This window comes from Paraglaciecola aestuariivivens (assembly GCF_052983255.1).
On record NZ_JBRKBA010000005.1, the window covers coordinates 294,140 to 321,104 of the forward strand.

Sequence of the window (26,965 nt, forward strand, 5' to 3'; positions counted from 1 at the left end):
GAGCTAGCTTGCATTGAGTTGTGCTTGCTTAATGATTTTACGTAAAGTTGGCTGGGTAACATTAAGTAGTTTAGCTTTGTGCTGTTGACTGGTGTCTTGCTCAAATACAACTTGGTGTAGACAGCCTTCAATGCTTGGCCAAAGTTGTGCATGGAAGTGGTTGTGTAACTTATCAGCCAACCAAAGTTGGCATTGTTCGGTAAGTGGAGCAAGACCTTGATGCTCAAAGCTTAGTTCATTTAACTTTGCAAAGCGTCGACGTAGAGTTGATTCTGATAGATCAAGTTGTTGCGCAACTTGATATAAACTGCCCCACTTTTCTAAGCATTGGTTTAACCATTGTTTTTCTAGCCAATGACTGACAGAAAACGAGGGACTTTGATGACTCGCAATGGCCACCACTTCTTCTAACAGTGCGCTAAATTCATTGGATACATTAAAGCTAGATTGACTGCTGTGCTGGCTCACTTGTGTCGTTTGGGGGGCGGGCGGCTTAGTTGTTGCTGTGTGGTTAGTTTCTTGCACCACTAAATGCTCAGGCTCAATGAATGGTCCTGCGCACATAATCACCGCGCGCATAATACAGTTTCGCAGCTCTCGTACATTACCCGGCCAGCTATAAGTAGATATTTTTTCTATGGCTGGGGCTGAAAACCCTTGGATGTCTTTTTTGTATTGACGGCTAAATTTCGCTAAAAAGTGGCGAGCCAATAATAAAGGGTCGCCATCCCTAGCGTTCAAAACCGGTAAATTTAAGGTGAATACGTTGATTCGGTGGAATAAGTCTGCACGAAAACGTCCTTCTGCCACTTCTTGAGTGAGGTTTCTATTGGTGGCCAATACTAAACGTACATCCACCTTTTTCACGCGCTGGTCACCCACAGGAATAAAGGTTTTTTCTTGCACAAAACGTAATAGTTTTGATTGAATATCTAGTGGCAGTTCACCCACTTCATCTAAAAACAGGGTGCCGCCGTCTGCTTGGGCTATTTTGCCTGGTTGTGAATGGGTGGCCCCAGTAAAGGCGCCTTTTCTGTGTCCAAATAATTCACTTTCGATCAAATGCTCAACTATGGTTGAACAATCTACTGTTATAAAAGGTTTATCTGGATTTAGGCTTAAATTGTGGATCTGTTGGGCAATCACTTCTTTACCCGTACCCGATTCTCCAATAATTAACACTGAAGCATCAGTAGGAGCCACCAACTGAACCTGTTGCATTAATGTACGCATAGCAGGTGACTCAAATAACAGTTCATGGCTTTGTGAGTCAGTTTTATCCACTACTGTGACGCGGTTTTTATCCTGCTCAAGTAACATAATACGATCGAGCGCTGCAGCTAGGTTAGGGGCAAGTTGCAGCAATTGTTCAGTACATTTTTGTGCTTCTTGGGTTTGGGTTTCTGGCCAAGATAACACTAATACAGCTAAACATTGGCCCCTAGTGCTTAATGGCAACACTACAGGGTAAGAGGAGCCTAATTTAGCTTTGGGTTGAATAGGCTGGTTATTCAGGGCATTAGTATCTAGGTTATGCTGAACCCAAGCCTGAATTACCTGCGCATCAAGGTCGGCTAGCTCGGTACTACTCGACAGTAAACTTAATTGATTGCCTTGAGCCGCAAACAGCCCAGTGTATTCACTTTGTAGGCCGCTGCTTAATAATTGGCACACTTGCGCACAAAATGTCTGCAACGAATGGGTATTGCCTATTAGGCGTATAATATCCCATTGTAAATTTATCAGCCTAAAGTCTTCGTTTGGTGCTTCAGAAAACTTTCCACTCATGCGGTCTAGGTTAGCTAAAATGTTAGCGTCAAACTGAGGTTTCCAACTAACTAACTTTCCACCGCCTACACTTCGCGCTGCTTGTAACGCCGCGTTGGCTCTGCGAAAAAGCTCTAGAGAGGATTGTTCGCCAAGTTGCTCATCGGCTTCAAGGGAGGCTAAACCAAAACTAAATGCTAGGCTTAATCGTTTTTTAGTAAAACGTTTGTTGCGTAACATTTGCAGCATACGTGCGGCTAACGTTTGGCCTTGTTGTTCGTTGGTATCAGGTAAATGGGCGGCAAATACCGCACCGCTAAAGCGGCTGGCAAAATCGTCACCTCTTAACATATCAGTCATACTTTGAATGATTTCAGCTAAGATTTGATCGCCTATTTCGCGACCATGCTTGGCGTTAATTTGCGCAAAATCATCGGGGTTGATCAGTAACAGCGTCACAGCTGTGCCTTGCTGTTTAGTTTGCTCTAACCACTCATGACTGTGCCAGCTCGCCACTTGGCGTAAAATCAGTAAATTTTCTTCTTTAGGTAAAGGGCCAACAAAACCGTCGACCATCAAAACCCTATTGCCTAATTGAATAGGGAAGGGCGGTAGCCTAGTCATGGAGTGAGTTTTACCTAGTTTGCTTAACACCTCTTGCATGCGGGCTTTGGCAGTATTAGAAGGAATATCTAAACACTCAAGCCAGTTTTTACCCACCACCTTTTGCTCTGCCAGAATAGCTAAAAATTCACTATTAATATCAACTATATTGCCCTTAGGATCTAAGGTGACAGACAACTGGCCAAGGCAGTCACTTAATAAGGCTAATTTATGTTCTGAGTGTTGTTTTTGTTGAGCTAAGGTGGCCTGTTGGCACAATAAATTAAGCACCCCTTGCGCGCGCCAATCTATCACTTGGTGCAAAGTTGACTGCAGCTCTGCGGACGCCTGTGTGTTTGAAGCTAGTAGCCAATATACTGTTTGATTGGCTAATTGATGTTGTTGACTAAGCTGCTTGGCCTTTGCTGCATTCTCACAGGCAATTAAGATAGGAACACCAGCCAAAGGTTGAGCTAAATTTTCTAAGCTGATTAATTGCAAATCAAAGCGTGAAGCATCCACTAAGCTATCCAGCTCAGGTTGTAGGGCTTGGTTTAACTCGTCTATGTACAAGTTAATAGTGTTGGGCATCGGTGCTTTGGGATCCATGAGTGCTGGTGTATTTGGCATTATTGAGGCATCAAATGGTTAAAGTCTTGGGTTAATAAAGGCGATATAAATTCAGCGGTAACAGGGCGCGAAAACAAATAGCCTTGTAACAACAAGTTTTTAGTGGTTTGTAAGGTGCTGATTTGCCCACTGTATTCTATGCCTTCGGCTATGACTCCTAGATTTAAGCTTTCTGCTAACGCCAAAATCGCTTCAACTATGGCAATATCATCTGGTTCAGAATTAATGTCGCACATAAAAGAGCGGTCAATTTTAAGTATATCGATGGGAAATTTTTTCAAATAACTTAACGAAGAATACCCTGTACCAAAATCATCTACCGCTAGGGTAACGCCTAAAGCTTTAAGCTCTTGCAAGCGGGCTATATTTTCTGCTGCATCACTCATTATCACTGATTCTGTGAGTTCTAATTCTAATAAAGATGCAGGGATCTCAAATTCTTTAAGGGCATCTTGAACCACTTGAGGGAAACTGGGTTGTTTAAATTGATGGCCAGATACATTCACCGCCACCCTAATTTTATGCCCTAGGTCTAACCAAGCTTTGGCTTGTTGACAAGCATGGAATAAAATTTGTTGCCCAAGTTTAATGATCATGCCAGTTTCTTCGGCAATGGGAATAAACTCATCTGGATAAATAGGTCTACTTTCGGGTCTTACCCATCTAGCTAAGGCCTCAACGCCTACAATTCGCCCCGTTTGTACACAAACCTGAGGCTGATAAAAGGGCACTATCTCTTGGTTATCTAGAGCTTTACGTAAGTCTTGTTCAAGTTGCAAACGGGTGGCGGCTTTAGAGTTCATAGAATCTTGGTAAAAACGATAACAACAACGTCCAGATTCTTTGGCAAAATACATGGCGGTATCGGCATTTTTAAGCAAGGTTTCTGCATTTTCCCCATCGTGAGGAAACATAGAAATACCAATACTAGGAGTAATCACCACCTCAAATTGTTCTAACTGAAAAGGAGTACTAAAACTACGTATTACCCTTTCTGCTACTAACATGGCTTCATTAGGATCGTTTAATCGACTTAAAAATATAGTGAATTCATCGCCGCCAAAACTAGACAATTGGGTAGTTTCTTCTTCAGCTTTTTCTGAATGCGTTCGGGCAAATAAGTCGCTGTCGCGTAAATTGGCTTGCAGTCGTAACGCCACTTTGCGCAATAACTTATCGCCGTAGCTGTGACCCATAGTATCGTTAATGCGTTTAAACCTATCTAAGTCAATAAACAACATGGCGGCTTGGTAATCATTGCGCCTAGCCATGGCTAAAAACCTTTGTAGATCTTGCATTAAAAACTGGCGGTTAGGTAAGCCAGTTAGTTTGTCATAAAAGGCTAATTGATGGAGTTCTTGTTGCTGAGTAACTAAGTCTTCGAATGCCTGACTGGCACGCAAGATATACTTTACTCGCTCCCCTAAAATGGGCCACTTTATCGGTTTTGAAATAAAGTCTGTGGCACCCACAGCATAAGACTTATGAATTGACTGTAAATCGTCAGAGCCTGTGACCATGATAATAGGGATATGTTTGCCTTTTTCATGCTCTCTAATGGCTTGGCAGACTTCAAAGCCATTCATTTCTGGCATAGATACATCTAGCAACACAAGGGCGGGCAGATGTTTCTCAAATTGTTCTAAAGCTTGTTTACCATTTTCAGCCTCTAGCACCTCTAGTGTATCTGAGGCTAAGGTCTCTTTCATTAAAATGCGAGCGGTTAGGTCGTCATCGCAGACCAATATAGGGATCTTTTTCTCACTCGACATGTCTAAATTGCTCCAATTTTTCACAACTGATAGCTAATGTTGTTTGAATACTCTGCACTAAAGTATCGGTTCCCTCAAGTTGTGTGTCTTTCATTTTTTGTTCGAGCTCTTTACATAACTCAAATAGAGCTTTGGCACCTGAGTTTCCTGCCATAGATTTAAGTGCGTGAGCGATTTCGCCTAAGGCATGGCTGTTGAGCTCAGCTTTCGCAACTTCTTGATTTAACTGCGCCATCAGCTTTTCAGACTCTTGCACAAAGGCATCTAAAACGCGCTCGAATACTGGATTGCCAGTATCTCGGGAAATGTTTAATAAGGTATCTATGGTGTTCATATCTAACAAGCTTGGCTCTTCTTGTTGTTCTGAACTGTCAGAAACCTGAGCTGTACTTTGCTCTGACTCGGTTGTTGGTTTTGGCGGCTCTTGAGTATGGTCTTCGCCCTTACTCGTTGCTTTTGCCTCAACTATAGGCAAATAGTGTAACAAGGTTTGCTCTAACTCTTGTAATGAATAAGGTTTAGACATGACATCGTTCATGCCCGAGGCTAAACATTCTTCTTTTAAGTTTTCTCCCATTCCCGCGGTAAGGGCAATAATAGGAATATTTGGCCAGTTTTTACGAATTTCTTTGGTGGCGGCATAACCATCCATAACCGGCATTTGGCAATCCATCAAAATTAAGTCTGGTTGTTTTAATTCAACATGTTCAACCGCTTCGGCACCGTTATCGGCTATCCAAATGTCACATCCTAATAAACCTAACATGCTTTTGGCGACTTCTTGGTTAGTACGACTATCTTCTGCCACTAAAATATTGGCGTTAAATTGTGGATGATTTCTATGGTCATCTTTCAGACGTTTTTGAGCATCTGTGACTATGCCTAAGGCACGGCAAAGGCTTTGATGAAGACCACCTAAATGCACAGGCAAAGGTAAGATATTGCGTTTATCGTTTTCTTGCCATTGAGATGTGGGTAATAAACAAATCCATTTAGTTTGTTCAATACCGGCTTGCTGAATGCTCAGCTGCTGCTGAGCTTGACTGATCCATAAGCCTTCTTTGGCTGTGGCCAATTCAGCTTTCACCCGCGAGACATGCACAGCTTTGATGTTAAGTTTAGTTAACATAGTCTCTAAGGCTTTGCCTAAGCCCATAGGCAAGTCAACTAAATGCACTATTGGGCAATTATCTATCGGCTCTAAAGTGGCTAATGCAGCCTCAGACACTGGGAAGTCCACTTCTAAACTAAAGCGGCTGCCTTCACCTAAATTAGACTGCACAGTTAAATTGCCGCCCATTAAGGCGGTTAATTGTTTACAAATGGCTAAGCCTAAGCCGGTTCCACCATACTTACGTGTGGTAGTGGCATCGGCCTGGGTAAACATTTCAAATACTTTTTGTTGTCTATCTGGGGCCATGCCAATACCCGTGTCTTGCACACAAAAAACAAAGCCACAATAGGTTTTATTTTGGTCATTATTTAACAAAGCTTGGTTATGACAAGGCACAGCCTTAATGCTGACATTCACTTCACCGCGCTCGGTAAACTTAATGGCGTTACTGGTTAAATTGGCAACAATTTGCCTTAATCGGGCTGGATCAGCGTAAACCTGAGGAAGCGGCTTTGCCGAGAGTATGGCATTAATATGTATGCCTTTGTTGTAAGCCGATTCGCTAAATAAGTCACAGACTTCTTCTAATAAGGCTTCTAAATCAACGGGTACAGATTCTAAAGTAGCTTTTCCAGCTTCTAATTTAGAGAAATCTAAAATATTGTTTAATAAGTCTAATAACAAGCGCCCCGAACGATACACCAATTGCGCAAAATGTTGTTGTTTAGGCTTAAGGTCTGAGCTCAGTAATACTTCTGTCATACCCAACACGCCATTCATTGGGGTACGTATTTCGTGACTCATAATAGCTAAGAAGTCACTTTTTTCTTTACTGGCTTGTTCGGCTAATTCTCTGGCCTTTTCGGTTTCTTGCATCGCATGTTCAAGCTGAGTATTGGCATGCTGTAACTCTTTGGTTCTTTCGGCGACTTTTTCTTCTAGCTCGAGTAAGTGTTGTAGTTCTAATTGACGTTTACGACGGTAGCGCCAAACAAAATTCAATACGATTAATAAGGCAATTAAGGCATATAAGCTATATGCCCAAAGGGTTTTCCAAGGGGGAGGTAACACAGAGATTGGCAGGGAAACGCCATTGGTATTCCATAATCCTCGGTTATTACTGGCTTGCACTTTAAGTACGTATTCACCGGCAGGTAAATTAGTAAAGGAAGCCAAGCGTCTATGCTCTAATTCAATCCAGTTAGGATCTAAACCTTCAAGTTTATATCTGTATAAGTTTAAACTGGGAGAGTTAAAATCCAGTGCGGCAAATTCAAAAGAAATAAAATAATCTTTATAGTCTAATTCCAGCTCTTGCAGGCTTTGATAAGGCACATCAAACCAAACTTGTTCATTTAACTTTTTAATTCTCACTAATACAACAGGGGGCACCACATCACTGTCTTTAATGTCATCAGGGTCAAACCTAACCACGCCACTATTCCCACCAAAATACATTATGCCTTGGCTGTCTTTAAATCCTGCGCCAAAATTAAATTCATTAAATTTTAAGCCTTGCGAGTCGTCAAAATGCCGAACTTCGCCAGTTTCTGAATGTAAGCGGGTTAAGCCTGCTGTGCTACTAAGCCATAAATGCCCAGATTCATCCCCTAAAATGGCATAGACATGGCTGCTAGGTAGGCCACTAAAACTATTGTAACGGGTAAACTTATTGTTTAAGGCACTGAAATCTTGGGGTAACCATTTGTTTAAGCCTCCACCTTGAGTACCTACCCATAATTGGGCTTTAGGATCTTGATAAAAAGCCCAGGCCATAGTGGCAGATAAGCTTTCAAAATCGCTGGCATCATGTTCAATTCGATCAAAGTCTAGTCTGACAGGATCAAGCATATTGATGCCGCGCTCAGTGCCCGCCACTATAGTGCCATCGATAAGTTGATAAACGGCTATGACGCGATCGCTATTTATGCTTCTAGGATTGTTTTCATCAAAACGATAATGCACAAACTCTTTAGTACCAGCGGCAAGAACATTTAAACCACCACCAAAGGTGCCAACCCAAATATTACCTGTTTTATCAGGGTAAACACTAGTCACAGCATTAAAACTCAAGCTAGTGGGGTCATCAGCCTGATGCTCAAAATACTCGATTTGCATAGTATCTACATTTAATTTACCTAAGCCGCCACCACGTGAGCCAAACCATAAAATATTGTTATCTCCGCGAGCTGTCATGATACGCGTATCACGCAGAGCTGGTTGGCTGTCTTCGTTAAGTACTTGCAGCACATTTCCTTGGCTGTCTAACCGAGTTAAGCCACCATAACTGGCCACCCAAATTGAACGTTCACCTTTAGTTGAAATGGTTTCTGCAAAGCCTAAAACCACTTTGCTGGCTAATCCATTTTCAATATGCTCAAAAGGGACCTCAATGGTCTTGTTGATCCCATGATAGGTACCAAACCACATTAGACCTGAAGGATCTTGCAAGATAGATAGAACTTTTTTATCACTAAGCCCGTGTGCGACGCTAAAGGTAATAAATTGATCGCGACCATTCCATAAACTTGCCCCAGAGTCTGTACCAAACCAAATACGTTGTTTTTGATCTTGATAAATAGTGTGTACAAGGTTGTCGGCCAAGCTGTTTGGTTGTTTCTCTTGCTGTTTGAAGTGGGTAAATTTATTGCGTTGCGGATTCATCATACTTACGCCAGCATCTTTACTACTGATCCAAAGGCGTTGCTGAATATCTATAAATAAATTAGTGAGCTGGTCACTAAAAAAGACCTGCTCTGTAGTGGAGTTATAGGCAGATAAAGTCAGGCTTTGTTTATCTAATTTGAATAAACCATTGCCATCTGTGGCTAACCATAGTTGATTTCCATCGTTTATTATGGCGGTAATACTGGCGTCTTTGTCTAGGCTAGGTAGCAGTTGGCGAGGGTCAAAATGTTTAAAGTCCATAGTGTCTGGATTTAAGCGACTGAACTTGCCGTTGTTGTACCCTAACCACATATAACCGTCATTATCTAACGCCATACTACGAATTTGATTAGACAAGGGTGACTTGGCTAAGTTGTCGCTTTGTTTCCAGTGGCTAAAGGTATGATTGGCTGAGTTATATAAGTTTAAGCCACCACCATCTGTCGCTATCCATAATCGTTGGGCTTTATCTTGTAATATAGTGCGAACATTATCTGAGCTTAAAGAGTTGGGGTTACGAGGTTCATGCACAAAGCTTAATAATTGGTAACCATCGTAGCGGTGAATACCTTCTTGGGTGACTACCCATAAATAACCCGTTTGGTCTTGGTAGATTTGGCGGGCAGTTTTTTGATTGAGTTGATTGCTTATTTCAGCGATGGAGAAACTAAAGTTGGGATTGTTTGCTGCTTGGCTTGCAAGGCTAAAAAATAGCAAGAATACTAACCAAAACTTTCCGTTATTTTGCATAGATTGTGGACATCTTTGTCTTATTTGAATCTAGATTAACGCAATCCTTTATTGAAGCCAATAGCCTATAACTAGTTTCAATCTCTTGTTATTAATCAAGATGTTGCATCTGTTGGATAATGTAAAACATATTAAAACGCCCTTAGCTTTATAATCACTGATTATTAGGCTAAGGGCGTTGGTCTTGTGTTACTTATTCTTGTTTCATAAAGTTTTCTTGGATCAGTTGGGCTTCATCCCACATGTAAGCTTCGTCCCACATAAAGGCTTCATCCCACATGAAAGCTTCATCCCACATAAAGGCTTCGTCCCACATAAAGGCTTCATCCCACATGAAAGCTTCGTCCCACATGAAGGCTTCGTCCCACATAAAGGCTTCTTCCCATACTTCAAATTCAAAGCCTTGGATGTAGTAGTTACCATTTTCATCTTTACGAGCGGCACCCATGTAGTGTTTGTCACCATTTAGGTCTGCTGCTATATCCATGCCTTTGTTGGCACAACCAGTGCGCGTTGAGGCTACTGCTTTGACGGCATTGACGCTACCAGCACCTTGTTGGAATGGGCTATAGGCTAATTTACCGTTGGCGGTTTGTGCCATAGTAGTGCTGCTCATTAAGCGGCATTTCACATCATTTGCACTTAAGCTAGGATCTTTTTGCAACATTAGCGCAACTATGCCCGATACCACCCCAGAAGACTGAGAGGTTCCAGATAAGATATAACGCTCTTTGCCTACCATATATTGTGGAAACTTAGCGGCTAAGTACATGTCTTCACTGGCTAAACTAAAGATATGTCCGCCTGGTGCAACTAAGTCTGGCTTAATAAAAGCTTCATGAGTCGGACCTTGTGAAGAGAACGTTAGCATTTTATCGTCGCTAGTGTCGGCTGTGTAATTGTCGCTAGTTCCACCTACACTGATAACATAAGGAACGTTAGCAGGTACACCAATAGACATAGCAGCAGGGCCAGTATTACCAGCAGAGGTAACCACCACTATATCTTTTTGCCACAGTGCCATAACCGCTTGGTTTACCGGATCATCCCAATAGTTTGAGCGAGGTGGCGCACCAAAAGATAAGTTCACAACTCGAATGTTTAACGCTTTGTGATTATCTGCCACAAATTGTATACCGCGTATGGCATCTAAGTAGGTACTGTGGCCGTCTTCATAAAATGCTTTCACCACCACTAAATTAACATCTGGTGCTACACCTTGGTAATAGTCACGCTTTTGTCCACCCATTACTGCGTTGTCGCTATTTGCAATAATGCCGGTTACATGAGTACCGTGAATATTTTCATCTGTCATTTTGTTAGGCGACACATTGACGTCTTCAATGGCATCATAAGCGGCTTTGATCCGGCTTTTGTTAGCAGTATCGCGACTTAATGCCAGGTTAGCAGCCCACAAGCCACTATCGATTACTGCAACAGTCACGCCTTTACCAGTAATGCCTTTATCATGCAGCTGGTCTGCACCTATGCTGTTTATATAATAACTATTGGTGTCGCCATCTATTCCCTGGGTGTCGTAACCTTTAACTAGTTCACGGCCACAGTTTTCTTTAAATGACACTTCCATGTCGAAATCGCCCTGGGCGTAATATTCAGTGCCGTTGTTACTAAATGCGAGTTCAACTGTGGCGCCTTGATATCCATCTAAAAATGCGGTAGCTGGAATGTCTTGAGCATCTAATACTAATTCACCAGTGTGTTGCTCGTTTAAGTTAACAAACACACTGTTGCCGTTAAATTTAACCGAGCGTACATTGCCTAAAGCGGTTGGCCAGCTAAATGCCATTTTAGATAAATTAGCTTGCTCATCTTTGGCGTTATAAAGGTTCCAACGAATTTTATTGGCCGACATTTCTACTACATGACTGCCGTACACTTTACAGCTGTCTGTTGCACTGGCAGAAAATACGCCTTCGTTGTTGGTGATTTTAATTAAATCTGTCAGTGATTGTAAGGCAGCCAATTGCTCATCACTGACCTTTACCCCAAGACCACTAACAATAGGAAGTTCGTGAGTGATTTCACCACCAACTTTTTCCATGATCTTTTTAAGGCCTAAAATGTCCTCACCTTGGATTAATACATGGTTATTCAACTCAACCACTGGTGCTAATGCGTCGGTAACTGAACCTAAAAGACCGTCACTATAGGCCGAGAATGAAAGGGCATTAAAGCCTATCAAGCTCGACAGCAATAATGCACTTTTACGATTAAATTTTAGTTTCATTATCTTATTCCTTCACTATTCCCATTAGGCTGTTGATAACCATTAAACAGCAATTTTGTTAACTCCACCCCTTTATAGCAATGCTTGTGCCAAGTTGTAATTTATTGTTTTTGTTGGTTTTATTTGGGTGGTGAAATATTTGGTTGGTATTTATTGTAAAATTTGAATGGTATTTTTGAAGGGTGGTGGTAATGGGTGCGGTCATTATTTTCATTGTGGGTGTGATTTTGGCGTTTTACACAAATAAGTAAAATATGCAGGGAAAGTTTGGATCTAAATTTGTCTTTTTTTTAAACCCAGTAATAAACCGGGCATAAAAAAGCCGACTTAGCTTGAGGGGCCCCTCAAGCTAAGTCGGCAGTTATCTATCTAAGCTTGTTATTCTTGCAGCATAAAGTTTTCTTGGTTCATGTGCGCTTCGTCCCACATAAAGGCTTCGTCCCACATGAAAGCTTCGTCCCACATGAAGGCTTCATCCCACATAAAGGCTTCGTCCCACATGAAAGCTTCGTCCCACATAAAGGCTTCGTCCCACATGAAAGCTTCATCCCACATAAAGGCTTCGTCCCACATGAAAGCTTCATCCCACATAAAGGCTTCTTCCCATACTTCAAATTCGAAGCCTTTAATGTAGTAGTTACCATCTTCATCTTGGCGAGCTGCGCCCATGTAGTGTTGTTCACCACTTAAGTCGGCAGTGATATCCATGCCATTGTTGGCACAACCAGAGCGGGTTGAATACACAGCGTCTACCGCATTAATACTGCCCGACCCTTGCTGGAAAGGACTATAAGCAAGTTTGCCATTAAATTGAGCCATAGTAGTGCTGCTCATTAAGCGACATTTTACGTCATTGGCAGACAAGCTTGGGTCGTTTTGCAACATTAACGCCACCACACCACTTACCACACCAGAGGCTTGTGAAGTACCCGACATAATAAAGCGATCATTACCTATCATGTATTGAGGGAACTTGTTAGGTACGTACATGTCTTTGCTGGCCAAGCTAAACATGTGGCCACCAGGCGCAACTAAGTCAGGCTTGATAAAGGCTTCATGAGTAGGACCTTGTGACGAGAATGAAAGCAAAGTATCGTCATTTGGGTTGTCTTGGGTATAGTTGTCGCTTATGGCTCCTACGCTTATTACGTAAGGTACGTTAGCTGGTACACCTATAGTCATAGCGCTTGGACCAGTGTTACCCGCAGAGGTAACTACTACCACATCTTTTTGCCATAGCTGCATCACAGCTTGGTTAATAGGATCTGCCCAATAGTTGGAACGAGGCGGCGCACCAAAAGATAGGTTAACCACGCGAATGTTATGCTTTTCGTGGTTGTCGGCAATATATTGTAAACCACGTAGGGCATCTAAATAAGTGCTGTGTCCATCTTCATAAAATGCTTTGATCACCACTAAGTTAACATCTGGTGCCACACCTTGGTAAAAATCGTGTTTTTTACCGTTAATAATAGCGCGCTCACTATTGGCAATAATGCCAGTAATATGGGTACCGTGGCTATTTTCATCGGTCATTTTATTGGGTTTTACTTCAGCATCGTTAATCGCATCATAAGCGGCGACAATGCGCTTTTTGTTATGAGTATCTTTTTTCAGAGCCTTATGTTTAGCCCAAGCTCCACTGTCGATAACAGCAACAGTCACATCTTGCCCAGTGATCCCTTGCTGATGTAACTCATCTGCCCCTATGTTGTTCACATAATAGCTGTTGCTGTCGTTAACATTGGCTTGGGTGTCGTAGCCTTTAACCAGATCGCGTTTACAGTTTTCTTCAAACTGTACATTCATTGAAAAATCGCCTTGCTGGAACTTGTCAGCTTTATAGCGAGTAAAAGAAAGCTCTACTTCAGCGCTATCAAAGGCATTAATTTTTGCGTGTCTTAGCAAGTCTTCTTTTTCAAGGGTTAACTCGCCATCTTGACGTCCAAATAAGCTCCAGAATACTGTTCGGCCGTCAAACTTAACAGTAGTCACTTGGCCTAACTCTTCTGGCCAAGAAAAGGTCATTTTTTTGGTGTTAGCGCGACTATCTCTGGCGTTGTATAGGTTCCAACGGATTTTGTTGCCCGTTAATTCAACTACGTGGCTACCGTAGACTAAACAATGATCTAACGCACTAGAAGTAAAGACAGCTTCGTTTTTAGTTACGGTAATTATGCCTGGTAACTTCTGCAAAATTTGCAGTTGCAAGTCTGAAACACGGATCCCAATACCGTTAATAAGAGGTAAGTTATGTGTAACTTCGCCACCAATTTTGTCAATTAGTTGCTTAAGCAGCTCTACATCACTACCTTGGATCAAAACTTCGTTGTTAAGTCTAATTAAACTATCTAATAGAGGTAGTCTGGGTAACCCTAAGCTAGAGGTTAACTCTTGTACATCTAAGGTAGTCACAACTTGTTCGAGATTAAGATCTTGAATTCCTTTGTCACCTGCAAAGGCAGGAAAAGCAGAGATGCTTAATGCCGCCGCTATAATAGCGAGTTTGTTATTACAGATTTTAACTTTCACTATACTATTCCTTTATGTTTCAAACGCAGTCTTGAGTAAAAACGCTTTTACTTGTTTATCGCTCTCCAATAAGGCAATACTTATGCCATATTTTAACTTGTTGTTTTTAAATGATTATTTGTCCGTTTGAAATATTTGAATGGTTTGGTTTGAAATATTTGAATGGTTATTTTGAAGGTGTTTTATGGGGTGGTTGCAGTCAATTTTTTCATTGGCGCTGGGAGGTTGAACTGTTGGTTGGTTAAAGGCTTTTACTCATAGGGCAAAGATTATCGCTTGGCTTTAATCAGGATGTTTCTAGGGCTATGCTGGGGCGAACAAAAGGTTCCAATTTCAACTTGGTACTGATGTTCTTGCAAATATAAGGCTCGGTCTAAACACAACCATACTTCTGTTGGGCGTCTAAACGCAAAGCGTACTAAATCTAACGCAGATACTTGCTGAAACTTTTTTTCTGCCAAAGCAAGGTAGTGTGCCCAATCAAGTTGTTTAGGTAAGTTAAGCTGTTTTAGTTCAGCGCAATGTCGACAAAAGTCGGCAAAGCTGGCCTTTGCCCATTGGTTACTTAACGATGGCACAGCTAAGTAAGTATCAGATTGGCGTACTTCACGCTGCAAATAATCAAAGCCTAATCGCATAATCTGCAGCTTTTTGCGCTGGCTCTGCACAGTTGCACCAGCCGTGGCTGTTTGCATTACAGCTGTGTGTAATCCTTGTTTGGTTAAAACTAAATCATGTTGACGGCCAAGTTTAGATAAAGGTGAGTAGAGGTCGTCGCTGCGTTTATGATAACAACATGGGGCTAAACTAAGATTGGCAGGCTGCTTTTTAGCTACTTGATGCAAAAGTTGTTCGTGCAATTCACCGCAGGCATGCAAAGCCACTACATGTTGCTTAGTTTGTAAAAACTCTGCAGCTGAGGATTGCATGACATCCACTAAGTGCGAACTAAGCTTAAGCTGGTTTTGTTTAGCATATTGGTTTGCTTGCTCAACTAAATGACTATCCCACTCTAAGGCGGTGAGTTGTTGCTTAAAGGCGCGCGTTAGATAAAAACCTAAATGTGACTTGCCGGCACACCATTCTAAGGTGGGTTGATAGGGCTTACTCAATTTACTGGCAAAATCTTGTACTTGTTGTTGTTTTCTTCCTGGCATACCACTTAGCTGGCGCGGCGAAAGTGTAATCTGATGTCGTGAACTAAAGCGCTCAACGGCTGATAACTGATGGATTTTATCCAGATCAGCAATATAGCGATTTAGAAAACTGATTAAGGCTGTATCGTCATTGGCTAGTTCATCAATTTGTGGCCAAGTTAATTTAAATAATTCAGTGGCTAAGGCTTTATTTTGTGTCAGCCAAGGCAGGTTTAAGTCAAAAAATGCGACGCCTCGCCAATAGTGTTGATTGGCGGTAAGGGCCGCACTTAACTGGCTAAACTGTTGGGCTAATGGCTGGTACATACAAACTTGGTTAATAAGGGAAGGAAACTAAATTTACACACAGTAAAAAAGCGTGTTGCAACTCGAAAAGTTAGCAACACGCTTAGCAGCTTATTTACTGATTTTTTTGTATTTTAATCTATGCGGCTCGACTACATCTGTACCATAGGTGGCTTTTAGCCAAGCGGCATATTCAGTGTAGTTACCATCAAAGAAATTAATTTTACCTTCGTCACGATAGTCCATAATGTGCGTGGCTATGCGATCTAAGAACCATCTGTCGTGCGAAATTACCATGGCGCAACCCGGAAATTCTAACAAGGCGTTTTCTAGGGCGCGCAGGGTTTCTACATCAAGATCATTGGTCGGCTCATCCAGCAATAACACGTTGCCGCCAGCTTTTAACAATTTAGCTAGATGTACACGGTTGCGTTCACCACCAGATAAATCTTTAATAAATTTCTGTTGGTCTGTGCCTTTAAAATTAAACCTGCTGCAATAGGCGCGGCTATTTAATTCAAAATTGCCAATGCGAGTAATATCTGAATCGTCAGATATTTCTTTGTAAACCGTATTATTGCCATCCATGTGATCGCGGAACTGATCAACACTGGCTAATTGTACTGTGTTGCCTAATTCAATTTGGCCTGCATCAGGTTGTTCATCACCACTTAGCATTCTAAATAAAGTTGATTTACCTGCGCCATTTGGCCCGATAATTCCCACTATGGCACCCTTAGGCATGCTAAACGAAAGATCATCAATTAATAAACGATCGCCGTATGACTTTTTCAAGTTTTTAACTTCTATGACTTTATCCCCAAGACGCTCACCAGGTGGAATAAATAACTCGTTGGTTTCGTTGCGTTTTTGGTAGTCACCCGTGCTCATTTCTTCAAATCTTGCCATACGCGCTTTGCTTTTAGACTGACGCCCTTTAGCATTTGAACGCACCCATTCAAGTTCGGTTTTAATGGACTTTTGACGAGCACTTTCGGTTTTTTCTTCTTGCTCTAAACGGGCATCTTTTTGTTCTAGCCATGAAGAATAATTACCTTCCCATGGAATACCTTGGCCACGATCTAGCTCTAAAATCCAACCCGCTACATTATCTAAGAAATACCTATCGTGGGTAATAGCCACAACTGTACCTTCGTAGTCATGTAAAAAGCGCTCTAACCAAGCCACAGATTCTGCATCTAAGTGGTTAGTCGGTTCATCCAGCAACAACATTTCTGGTTTTTCTAATAACAATTTACACAAGGCTACCCGTCGGCGTTCACCACCTGAAAGCTTGCTCACGTCGGCATCCCAAGGGGGCAGGCGTAACGCGTCGGCCGCTCGTTCAAGGGCGTTGTCTAAGTTGTGTCCATCTTTTGATTGAATTATTGCTTCAAGCTCGCCTTGCTCTTTGGCTAAGGCATCAAAGTCTGCGCCTTCTTCAGCGTAGGCCGCATATACTTCTTCAATGCGGGCTAAGGCATGTACAACATCGGCCACCGCTTCTTCGATATTTCCACGAACATCTTTGCTTTCGTCTAATTGTGGTTCTTGAGGTAAATAGCCTATTTTTAACCCGGCTTGTGGAATGGCTTCACCTTCGATCTCGGTATCTAGCCCAGCCATGATTTTTAATAAGGTAGATTTACCCGAACCATTTAAGCCTAATACGCCAATTTTAGCGCCTGGAAAGAAGCTTAATGAGATGTTTTTAAGAATGTGTTTACCCGGTGGTACTACTTTTCCCACGCGCAGCATGCTGTATACGTATTGAGCCATAACTGTCTTTTGTTTGTTGATTTGCGCTTAGTGTAATTCACTGGGCCAGCTGGGTAAAACAGATAAATTTATTTTCACTTAATTATGCGAATAAAATGGCACAACATTTAAGATTAAAGGGTAGTATTTTTATCTGACAGAGTAAAAGGTGAATAGCTTAACTACACACTAAGGAACTTTATGCGAACGTTAAATTGGGGGATTTTAGGCCCTGGTAAAATAGCCCACACCTTTGCCGCTGCTATGCAAAGTGTTGAGTCAGCCAAGATTTTAGCTGTGGCCAGTCGCTCTTCCCAGCGAGCAAAGCAGTTTGCGCAACAGTATCAAATAGCCAAAGAGTATAACGACTACGCTTTGTTATTAGCCGATCCTGACATTGAAATTGTGTATATTGCTACCCCGCATAATTTTCATTATCCACAAGCTAAAATGTGCCTTGAGGCTGGTAAGCATGTTTTAATTGAAAAACCTTGCACTATAAATGCAGCACAAATGCAGACTTTAGTTGAACTTGCAGAGCAACGGGGCTTGCTGCTGCAAGAAGGCTTGTGGAGTCGTTTTATGCCAGCTTTAGGGCAATTGCGCCAGCGCCTGCAAAGTGGGGCTATTGGCGACATTCAATATATTCAATCAGATATTGGGTTTGCGTTTCAAACTCGTCCTAAAGCGCGCTTAAGCCAAGCTGATTTGGCAGGTGGCGCATTATTAGACTTAGGCATTTATAGTATTTCTGTTGCGCAATTTCTATTGCAAGAGCAAGCTAGCCAAATACAAGCTTGTGGCCAATTAACTGAGCAGCAAGTAGATAGTCAGGTATTAGCCAATCTTATTTATCCTTCGGGTCGGTATTCACAATTTAGTTGCTCTATGCAGTCACAATCGAGCAATAGCATGCGGATAGTCGGCAGTCAGGGTTTTGCCATTTTACCCGCTAATTTTTGGGATACTAACCAAGCTGAAATTTATCAAGATAATCAAATGCTTGAATGCATAGATTGGCCTCATAGGGTAAATGGTTTTGAATATCAAATTGAGGCATGTGGGCAAGCTATTGAGCAAGGCTTAACTTGTCATTCTAGTATGTCGCATCAAGACAGCATAGGGGTATTAAAGGTGATGGACAGTATAAGGCAACAAATTGGCTTACAATTTCCGGTATCTATAGAACAGCTATAGACCCTGTTTTTTTGTTGTGAATCTAGCGTTACAACTTTTGGTTGTGTCTCATGCCACTTTGTCACTATACAAATGAGTCAAAATCACTACACTATGCGCACTAAATTTAAGGGACGCCTAACCCGTTTTTATCTTATGTTGAGGAAAAGTGATGCTGACACGTAACATGAATATTGCTGATTTTGATCCAGAATTAGCCGAAGCCATTCAAAATGAACACCAACGCCAAGAGCATCATATTGAATTGATTGCATCTGAAAACTATTGCAGCCCGCGCGTTTTAGAAGCACAAGGCTCACAACTAACCAACAAATACGCTGAGGGTTATCCACATAAGCGTTATTATGGTGGTTGTGAATATGTTGATGTAGCAGAAGATTTAGCCATTGAACGCGCCAAGCAATTATTTGGTTGTGACTATGCTAATGTGCAGCCGCATTCAGGCTCTCAAGCTAATTCAGCGGTATTTATGGCGCTATTAAATGCCGGAGACACAGTATTAGGTATGAGCCTAGCCCATGGTGGACATTTAACTCATGGTTCACATGTTAACTTTTCTGGTAAAACTTACCATGCTGTTCAATATGGATTGCACCCTGAAACCGGTGAAATTGATATGCAGCAAGTAGAAGAATTAGCCTTAGAACATAAACCTAAGATGATCATTGGTGGTTTTTCTGCCTATTCAGGCATAGTTGACTGGCAAAAATTCCGTGAGATAGCGGATAAAGTTGGGGCATATTTATTAGTGGATATGGCGCATGTAGCTGGCTTAATTGCAGCGGGTATTTACCCAAGCCCAATTGCTCATGCTCACGTTGTGACTACTACTACCCACAAAACCTTAGCCGGTCCGCGTGGTGGTTTGATTTTATCAGCCTGTGGTGATGAAGCCATTTATAAAAAATTAAATAGCTCGGTTTTCCCTGGTAATCAAGGTGGACCTCTGTGCCATGTTATTGCCGCTAAAGCGGTAGCCTTTAAAGAAGCGCTACAGCCTGAATTTAAAGTGTATCAACAACAAGTAGTAGTGAACGCCAAAGCTATGGTGGCGGTATTACAAGAGCGTGGCTTTAAAGTGGTTTCTGACGGTACAGACAATCATTTATTTTTGCTTGATCTAATTGGTAAAGAATACACAGGTAAAGATGCAGATGCGGCCCTAGGCAGTGCCAACATTACTGTTAATAAAAACTCTGTACCTAACGACCCTCGCTCACCTTTTGTCACTAGTGGTTTACGTATTGGTTCGCCAGCTATTACCCGTCGTGGCTTTAAAGAAGAACAAGCCAAACAGGTGGCTCATTGGATTTGTGATGTTTTAGATAATATCAATGATCAATCTGTGATTGAAAAAGTCAAAAAAGAAGTAGTGATTTTGTGTAAACAGTTCCCTGTTTATGCCTAAATGATTGCTATTTAACCAAGGCTCATTGGGGTCTTGGTTATTTAGTTGATTTTACTCTTTGCTTAGTAAACCTTAGTTAAACACTAGCTATACTAAGGTTTACTCAAATAATATCTAACTAGTTATTTAAACCTCGCCTACTATTTCTATGTTAAGTACTGATACTTAGCGTTTTTTCCCTATCAAATTTGCTAAAAAATTGTAAAATAAGCGCGTTTTAAATCAGAATAATTTTATTCCATTCACACACGGACATCATTATGACTAATCGTACATTAGCTTTTGGCAAGAAAACTCGCCTAGCGTTGTTAGTGGCAAGCTCGCTTGCCTTTAGTGGACTCGCTTCTGCGCAGGTCACTTCTTCAGCCATTCGTGGTCAAGTTGTAGATATTCAAGGTAACCCTTTATCTGGCGTTACTGTTGAGGTTATTCACGTGCCAACTGGCAGTAAAAAAACCTTAACCACTTCTGAAAACGGTATTTTCCAATCAGGTGGTATGGCTGTAGGTGGACCTTACCAGGTACAACTACAAGACGGGTCAAGTTATCAGGCGCAAAGTATTTCAGATCTATTTTTGCAACTAGGTCGAACTTCGAGTGTTGCCTTGCAAGCTACTGCAAGCGGCGCCAATTTAGAAGTAATTGAAGTTCGTGGCAAAGTGACCATGGAAGCGGCTTATAAAAAAGGGCCAGGAACAGAGTTTAGCGAACAAGACATTAACAACACTGCTGCCATCAGCCGTGATATTAAATCTTTATTAAAGCGTGATTCTAAAATTACTGTTGATACCACAGTAGATGGTGGCCCTGCTTTATCGGTAGCCGGTGGTAATATTCGTGGCAACAGTTTAACTGTTGATGGCGTTAAGCAAAATGATGACTTTGGTTTGAACAAAAATGGTTACCCTGGTCGTCGTTCACCTATTTCTTTAGATGCTATTGAGCAGTTATCTGTAAACATTGCGCCTATTGATGTGACTTATGGTGGTTTCCAAGGCGGTAATGTAAATATAGTAACTAAGTCTGGTACCAATGAGTTTCACGGCTCGGCTTTTTACTTCCGTTCAGACGACAGCATGATTGGTGATAAAAGCGAAGGTGAATCATTAAATATTGGTGATTTTAAAGAAGACACTTATGGTTTCTCTTTAGGTGGTGCGGTAGTTGAAGATAAATTGTTCTTCTTTGCTTCTTACGAAAAATTTGAATCTGTTTCACCTTATCAATTTTCATTAGATAACTTAGATGGCATAGCCGATCCAAACGAACGTCGTGGCGTAAGTCAGGCCGATTTTGATCGTATTGCTCAAGTTGCTAACGATGTTTGGGGTTACGATATAGGTGGTTATGACGTTCCTAAAGTAGAAGAAGATGAAAAACTGTTAGTGAAACTAGATTGGTACATTAACGACGATCATCGTGCGTCTTTAACCTATCAAGACAACTCAGGTAACACAGTACGTGATTTCTGGGCTGAGTCTTTCCCTGGTGCGCCAACTGCTACTGCTGAGTCTAACCGTTATAATCAGGCTGAAACTTTACAAGCCACAGTATTACAGGTGTTTTCTGATTGGTCTGACGATTTATCGACCGAATTTAAATTGTCGAACAAAAAAGTAACCACTGCTCAAGATCCTCTTTTAGGGGCAAATTTCTCGCAGTTTAATATTGCCACGCCAAACGGCGGTTCGTTATTTATTGGTCCTGATCAATTCCGTCATGCAAACGAATTAGAAAATGATCGTTTTGGTTTAAAAATTAAAGCGGATTATTACCTAACAGATGAGCACAAGTTAACCTTTGGTTGGGAGCATGAGCAACTAGACATCTACAACTTATTTGTATTTGGCTCTTTAGGTTTTGCTAATTTTGCTAGTATCGAGGACTTTGAAAACAACTTAGGCTTCCACGTTTACCAAAATGCCTTAGACGGTAACCCTGAAAGTGCGGTTGATGAGTTCTCATACGACATTGATACTTTCTATTTGCAAGATGAGTGGGCGGCAACCGACGACCTAACTGTCACCTACGGTGTACGTTACACTAAATACAGCAATGATGACTTACCTGCATTAAACCAAAACTTTGTTGATCGTCATGGTTACACTAACCAAGGTAACTTTGATGGCCTAACCTTAGTTGAGCCACGTGCTGGTTTCACTTATACCTATGACGATGACACGGTAATCCGTGGTGGATTTGGCTTGTTTGGCGGCGGTGGCCCGAACGTTTGGTTATCCAACTCTTACGGCAACGACGGGGTACGTAAAACCTTTGCTGGTTGTTTTGGTGGTTGTTCAGATGGTCGAGGCACACCACAAGAAGTGCTAGATTTCTTAGCTGCTGGTGGTTTTAGTGGCGGCAACAGCGACACTAACTCTATATCTCCAGACTTCGAAATCAACAGTGTTTGGAAGTTAAACTTAGGCATAGAGCGTAATCAGGACTTAGGTTTCTTAGGTGATTCGTGGTTATTAACTGCAGATGCCATCATTAGTGATGTGAAAAATGCAGCGGTTTACCGTGAACTAAACTTCTCACAAGTGGGCACAGCGCCAGATGGCCGTCCTATTTATGATCAAACTGTGCCATTTGACTTGTCGTTAGAAAACACAAGTAAAGGTGGTTCACAAGTATGGAGTTTCTCGGCAGCGAAAAACTACTATACCGATCACGGTAATTACAACTTTGATATCAGCTACACCTATCAAGACGTGACAGAAGTTAACCCTGGTAACTCTTTCATTGCCTTTGAAGGTTATGCAATGCCAGCTAACTCAGACTTCCAGTCACAAACTGAATATAACTCTGAGTTTGAAGTACGCCATGCTTTTAGTGCTAACTTAAGCTGGAGCGATACCTTAATTGGTGATCACTTAACCACTGTTGCTGTGGCATATACAGGTCGTTCTGGTCGTCATTATAGCCATACCATGCGCTCTACAGTAGATACTTTTGGTGGTTTCCCAGTGGCAGACTTTGCTGACTGGAACGCCTTTGGTTCACAGTTGTTGTACATTCCAAATGGAGCAAGTGATCCATTAGTCACTTACGCTGATGGTTTTGATCAAGCTGGCTTTATGTCTTACATCAACAGTAATGACTGTTTAGCTAACAACGCGGGATCAATTTCTCGTCGTCATGCTTGTACTAGTAGCTGGATCAATCGTTTTGATGTGCGTTTCATGCAAGAAATTCAAATCACTGGTGAGCAAGCTGTAGAAGTGATCCTAGATCTTGAAAACATTGGTAACATGATCAACGACGATTGGGGACGTGCAGAGAGTTACGTACAACCATTTAATGCCCCTGTAGTAGATGTGGCAATTGATAATGGTCAGTATGTATACAGTAACTTTACTCAGCCACAAGCCAATGTAGCTAAAATACCTTCGGTATGGAAAGTACAACTAGGTGTACGTTACAAGTTTTAATTAACACTTAGTTTAACCAATTATTAAATTGGCCTAAAACCAGAGATAAGCAGATTATCTCTGGTTTTTTTTTGAGGTATAATAATGCTTCGGAAAAAAGTGCGTGGCTGTTCCTTTGTCGCTTTTTTTGCTAATTTAGCCCAACGTTTTTTAAATCAATCGAGAGCCTTATGTTTTGTCCATTTTGCGCAGTACAAGAAACCAAAGTGATTGATTCGCGTTTAGTTGCTGACGGCAGCCAAGTTAGGCGCCGCAGAGAATGCACTGTGTGTAAAGAACGTTATACCACCTTTGAAATGGCAGAATTAGTTATGCCAAGAGTGGTAAAACGTGATGGCTCACGAGAGCCTTTTAATGAAGATAAGCTCAGAGCAGGCTTACAACGAGCATTAGAAAAACGTCCAGTGAGCACCGAAGAAGTGGAATTGTGCATTAACCGCTTAAAGTCATCTTTGCGGGCTACAGGTGAACGAGAGGTATCCAGTGAGTTTTTAGGTAACTTAATTATGAATGCCTTAAAAGAGCTGGATAAAGTAGCTTATGTACGTTTTGCCTCGGTTTACCGTTCGTTTGAAGATATCAGAGAATTTGGTGAAGAAATTGCTAGGTTAGGTGACTAAGACCATGCAACTTAGCCTAGCTTCAGCGACCGGGTATCACAACTAAATGACCAGCTTTTCAAGGTTAGATCATCAAATGATGGCAAGCGCCATCGCCTTAGCTAAACGTGGCCAATATACTACTTCGCCCAACCCCAATGTGGGCTGTGTTATTACTGATAAGAGCGGCAATATTCTGGGCCAAGGTTGGCATAAAAAGGCTGGCACTGCTCACGCCGAAGTCCATGCGTTAAACCAAATCAAGCAACAAGGTTTGAGTCCTAAAGGGGCTACAGTCTATGTGACTCTTGAACCTTGTAGCCATCAGGGGCGAACCCCACCTTGTGCCGATACCTTAATTGCAGCCGGGGTGGCAAAAGTTGTAGTGGCTATGGTTGATCCTAATCCTTTAGTGTCTGGCAAAGGTATCGCCAAATTACAACAGGCAGGCATTGAGGTAACGCAAGGATTGTTAAGCCAAGCGAGTGCCGAGTTAAACCGTGGCTTTATTCATAGAATGTGCCATTCGCGCCCTTGGGTGACAGTGAAGTTAGCTGCCAGTTTAGACGGTAAAACCGCACTAAAAAATGGCAAAAGCCAGTGGATTACCAGTGCCGCTGCTCGCCAAGATGTGCAAAGACACAGGGCTAAAAGTTGTGCCATATTATCGGGCTCTGGCACTGTTATGGCCGATAACCCTTGGTTAAATGTGCGGTATGGCGAATTAAATTTATCCCAACAAGACTTGTTAGAAGAAGATTTACGTCAACCTTTGCGGGTGATTTTAGATGGGCGTAATCAATTAACTAACCAGCTTAATTGCTTACAACCGCTAAAAGGCAATACTGGCGGCAAAGTATTGTTAATTAATAGCCAGATCAATCCATTACCCTTCGCAGAGCATGTAAGTCAATGGCAAGCAAGGTATAATCAAAATCGCTTAGACTTGCAACAAATTATGCAAAAGTTAGGTGAATTACAGCTCAATCAACTGTGGGTTGAAGCGGGTGCTAAGTTAGCCGGTGCCTTAGTAAAAAATAACTTAGTAGATGAATTGATTTTATATCAAGCGCCCAAACTTATAGGCGGGGCGGGACAAAATTTGTTTGAAATGGCCGAATTAGAATCAATGCAAGATGTGCCAATATTAAGCTGGCAAGACATTAGGCAAGTAGGGTCAGATATAAAAATGACTGCACTTTTTAATCACTAAAGCAAGAATAGAGAAAACATGTTTACTGGAATAATTGAAGATGTCGGGGTGATTGAAAGTCTCACGCCCAGTGGTGAAGATATTCGTTTAGCGATTAAAGTTAATAAGTTAGATATGTCTGACGTCGAACTAGGCGACAGCATAGCCAATAATGGCGTATGTTTAACTGTGGTGGCTAAAACCGCGCAAGGGTTTAGCGCCGATGTATCACACGAAACCATTAAGCTTACCGGCTTTGCCAATTACCAAGCGGGCAGCAAGGTTAACTTAGAAAAAGCCTTACTAGCGAACAGTCGTTTAGGTGGCCATATAGTCAGTGGGCACGTAGATGGGGTAGGCAAGGTACTGTCTATCAAGCAAGTTGGGCGATACGTAGAAATTTGGGTGCAAGCGCCTGATGAACTCGCCAAATATTTAGCCCATAAAGGCTCTATTACGGTAGATGGTGTGAGTTTAACTGTGAATCAGGTTGAGGGCGCCAAGTTTTTGCTGACCTTGATCCCTCACAGTCTTCAAGAAACCATAATTGGCTTATACCAAGTGGGAACCCAAGTAAATTTAGAAGTGGATGTTATCGCCCGTTACATTGAAAGACTCATGTTAGGCGACAAAGCAGCACAGCAGTTACCTGAGGATAAAAAGCAAGATATAAGTTTGGCCTTTTTGGCTGAAAATGGCTTTTTAAAGTAATCCAATCCTCTTAATTTAATTAAACAGAAGACACATTATTATGCCTTTCAATAGCAGTGAAGAAATAATTGAAGATATTCGTCAAGGTAAAATGGTTATCTTAATGGATGACGAAGATCGCGAAAACGAAGGCGATTTAATTATGGCCGCCGAGCATGTTACCCCAGAAGCCATTAATTTTATGGTTACCCATGCCCGAGGCTTAGTCTGTTTACCAATGACAGAAGCGCGCTGCCGACGACTTAACCTGCCGCTAATGGTAGATAATAACGGCGCGCAGTTTTCGACTAACTTTACTGTGTCGATTGAGGCTGCCGAAGGGGTAACCACAGGGATCTCAGCTGCAGATAGAGCAAAAACGATTTTAGCCGCAGTGAATAAAAACGCCACAGCCGCAGACATAGTGCAACCTGGGCATATCTTTCCACTTATTGGTAAAGAAGGTGGGGTGTTAAATCGTGCTGGGCATACCGAAGCGGGCATCGACCTCGCTAGGCTTGCAGGCTGTGAGCCTGCCGCAGTGATAGTGGAAATTCTAAAAGAAGATGGCAGCATGGCAAGGTTGCCAGAGCTAGAAGAGTTTGCTGCAAAGCATGATATGAAAATTGGCACCATTGCTGATTTAATCGAATATAGAAACTTAAACGAAACCACTATCGAGCAAGTTGCCAAGTGTAAGCTGCCCACTGAATATGGTGAGTTTGATTTAGTAACTTTTAAAGATGTAATAGATAATCAAGTACATTTTGCTATGTGCAAAGGTGAGATTCAGCCCGACTCGCCTACTTTAGTGCGTGTGCACCTGCAAAATAGTTTTAGTGATTTGTTGGGTTCACAACGGGCAATTTCACGCAGTATGGGGTTGCCCGAAGCAATTAAATACATTGCAGATAATGGTGGGGTGTTAGTGCTGTTAGGAAAAGACGAAGACCTCTTAACCCAAGTAAAGCAATTCGAAGCAGAAGACAAAGGTGAAAAGCCAATAAAAGCCGACTGGAAAGGCTCGTCTCGCACTATTGGGGTGGGCAGTCAAATTCTGGCCAGCCTAGGGGTGAAAAAAATGCGTTTATTAAGCAAGCCTAAAAAGTACCATGCGTTATCGGGCTATGGCTTAGAAGTGGTTGAATACATCGAAATTTAA

At 41.9% G+C, this 26,965-nt stretch carries 14 protein-coding genes; 7 read left to right on the forward strand and 7 right to left on the reverse strand.

Going from position 1 to position 26,965, the window contains the following annotated elements; genetic code table 11:
- Positions 1 to 3: 3 nt before the first annotated feature.
- The 7 genes from ACVCDT_RS09990 to ettA all read right to left on the reverse strand — a co-directional run bounded on the left by ACVCDT_RS09990 (position 4) and on the right by ettA (position 17,304).
- Positions 4 to 3,000: a sigma 54-interacting transcriptional regulator gene (locus tag ACVCDT_RS09990; protein ID WP_447132626.1), complete on the reverse strand. Its 2,997-nt coding sequence runs from the start codon at positions 2,998 to 3,000 to the stop codon at positions 4 to 6.
- Positions 3,000 to 4,796, reverse strand: a complete 1,797-nt coding sequence (locus ACVCDT_RS09995; RefSeq protein WP_447132627.1) for a two-component system response regulator — start codon at positions 4,794 to 4,796, stop codon at positions 3,000 to 3,002. The genes ACVCDT_RS09990 and ACVCDT_RS09995 overlap by 1 nt, the downstream gene beginning before the upstream one ends.
- Positions 4,762 to 9,303: a hybrid sensor histidine kinase/response regulator gene (locus ACVCDT_RS10000; RefSeq protein ID WP_447132628.1), complete on the reverse strand. Its 4,542-nt coding sequence runs from the start codon at positions 9,301 to 9,303 to the stop codon at positions 4,762 to 4,764. Before ACVCDT_RS10000 ends, ACVCDT_RS09995 begins: the two co-directional genes overlap by 35 nt.
- Before the next feature lie 193 nt (positions 9,304 to 9,496).
- A complete protein-coding gene (locus ACVCDT_RS10005; protein WP_447132629.1) occupies positions 9,497 to 11,551 on the reverse strand; it encodes a S8 family peptidase in 2,055 nt (684 codons plus the stop codon).
- A 378-nt stretch (positions 11,552 to 11,929) separates the two neighbouring features.
- Positions 11,930 to 14,083 (reverse strand): S8 family peptidase, encoded by a 2,154-nt coding sequence (locus tag ACVCDT_RS10010; protein ID WP_447132630.1) that lies wholly within the window; start codon positions 14,081 to 14,083, stop codon positions 11,930 to 11,932.
- Positions 14,084 to 14,352: 269 nt separating this feature from the next.
- Positions 14,353 to 15,546: a methyltransferase gene (locus ACVCDT_RS10015; protein WP_447132631.1), complete on the reverse strand. Its 1,194-nt coding sequence runs from the start codon at positions 15,544 to 15,546 to the stop codon at positions 14,353 to 14,355.
- Between the two features lie 90 nt (positions 15,547 to 15,636).
- Positions 15,637 to 17,304, reverse strand: coding sequence for an energy-dependent translational throttle protein EttA (gene ettA, locus ACVCDT_RS10020; RefSeq protein ID WP_447132632.1), 1,668 nt, complete (start codon positions 17,302 to 17,304; stop codon positions 15,637 to 15,639).
- 180 nt (positions 17,305 to 17,484) lie between these two features.
- Between ettA and ACVCDT_RS10025 the strand changes: the two genes are divergently transcribed.
- The 7 genes from ACVCDT_RS10025 to ribBA all read left to right on the forward strand — a co-directional run bounded on the left by ACVCDT_RS10025 (position 17,485) and on the right by ribBA (position 26,965).
- Positions 17,485 to 18,480, forward strand: coding sequence for a Gfo/Idh/MocA family protein (locus ACVCDT_RS10025; RefSeq protein ID WP_447132633.1), 996 nt, complete (start codon positions 17,485 to 17,487; stop codon positions 18,478 to 18,480).
- Positions 18,481 to 18,631: 151 nt separating this feature from the next.
- On the forward strand, positions 18,632 to 19,888 hold the full coding sequence (gene glyA, locus ACVCDT_RS10030; protein WP_447132634.1) for a serine hydroxymethyltransferase: 1,257 nt from the start codon (positions 18,632 to 18,634) through the stop codon (positions 19,886 to 19,888).
- Between the two features lie 260 nt (positions 19,889 to 20,148).
- Positions 20,149 to 23,322: a TonB-dependent receptor gene (locus ACVCDT_RS10035; protein WP_447132635.1), complete on the forward strand. Its 3,174-nt coding sequence runs from the start codon at positions 20,149 to 20,151 to the stop codon at positions 23,320 to 23,322.
- 170 nt (positions 23,323 to 23,492) lie between these two features.
- A complete protein-coding gene (gene nrdR / locus ACVCDT_RS10040; protein ID WP_447132636.1) occupies positions 23,493 to 23,942 on the forward strand; it encodes a transcriptional regulator NrdR in 450 nt (149 codons plus the stop codon).
- A gap of 46 nt (positions 23,943 to 23,988) precedes the next feature.
- On the forward strand, positions 23,989 to 25,134 hold the full coding sequence (gene ribD, locus ACVCDT_RS10045) for a bifunctional diaminohydroxyphosphoribosylaminopyrimidine deaminase/5-amino-6-(5-phosphoribosylamino)uracil reductase RibD (protein WP_447132637.1): 1,146 nt from the start codon (positions 23,989 to 23,991) through the stop codon (positions 25,132 to 25,134).
- 18 nt (positions 25,135 to 25,152) lie between these two features.
- Positions 25,153 to 25,824, forward strand: coding sequence for a riboflavin synthase (locus ACVCDT_RS10050; RefSeq protein ID WP_447132638.1), 672 nt, complete (start codon positions 25,153 to 25,155; stop codon positions 25,822 to 25,824).
- 40 nt (positions 25,825 to 25,864) lie between these two features.
- Positions 25,865 to 26,965: a bifunctional 3,4-dihydroxy-2-butanone-4-phosphate synthase/GTP cyclohydrolase II gene (gene ribBA, locus ACVCDT_RS10055; protein ID WP_447132639.1), complete on the forward strand. Its 1,101-nt coding sequence runs from the start codon at positions 25,865 to 25,867 to the stop codon at positions 26,963 to 26,965.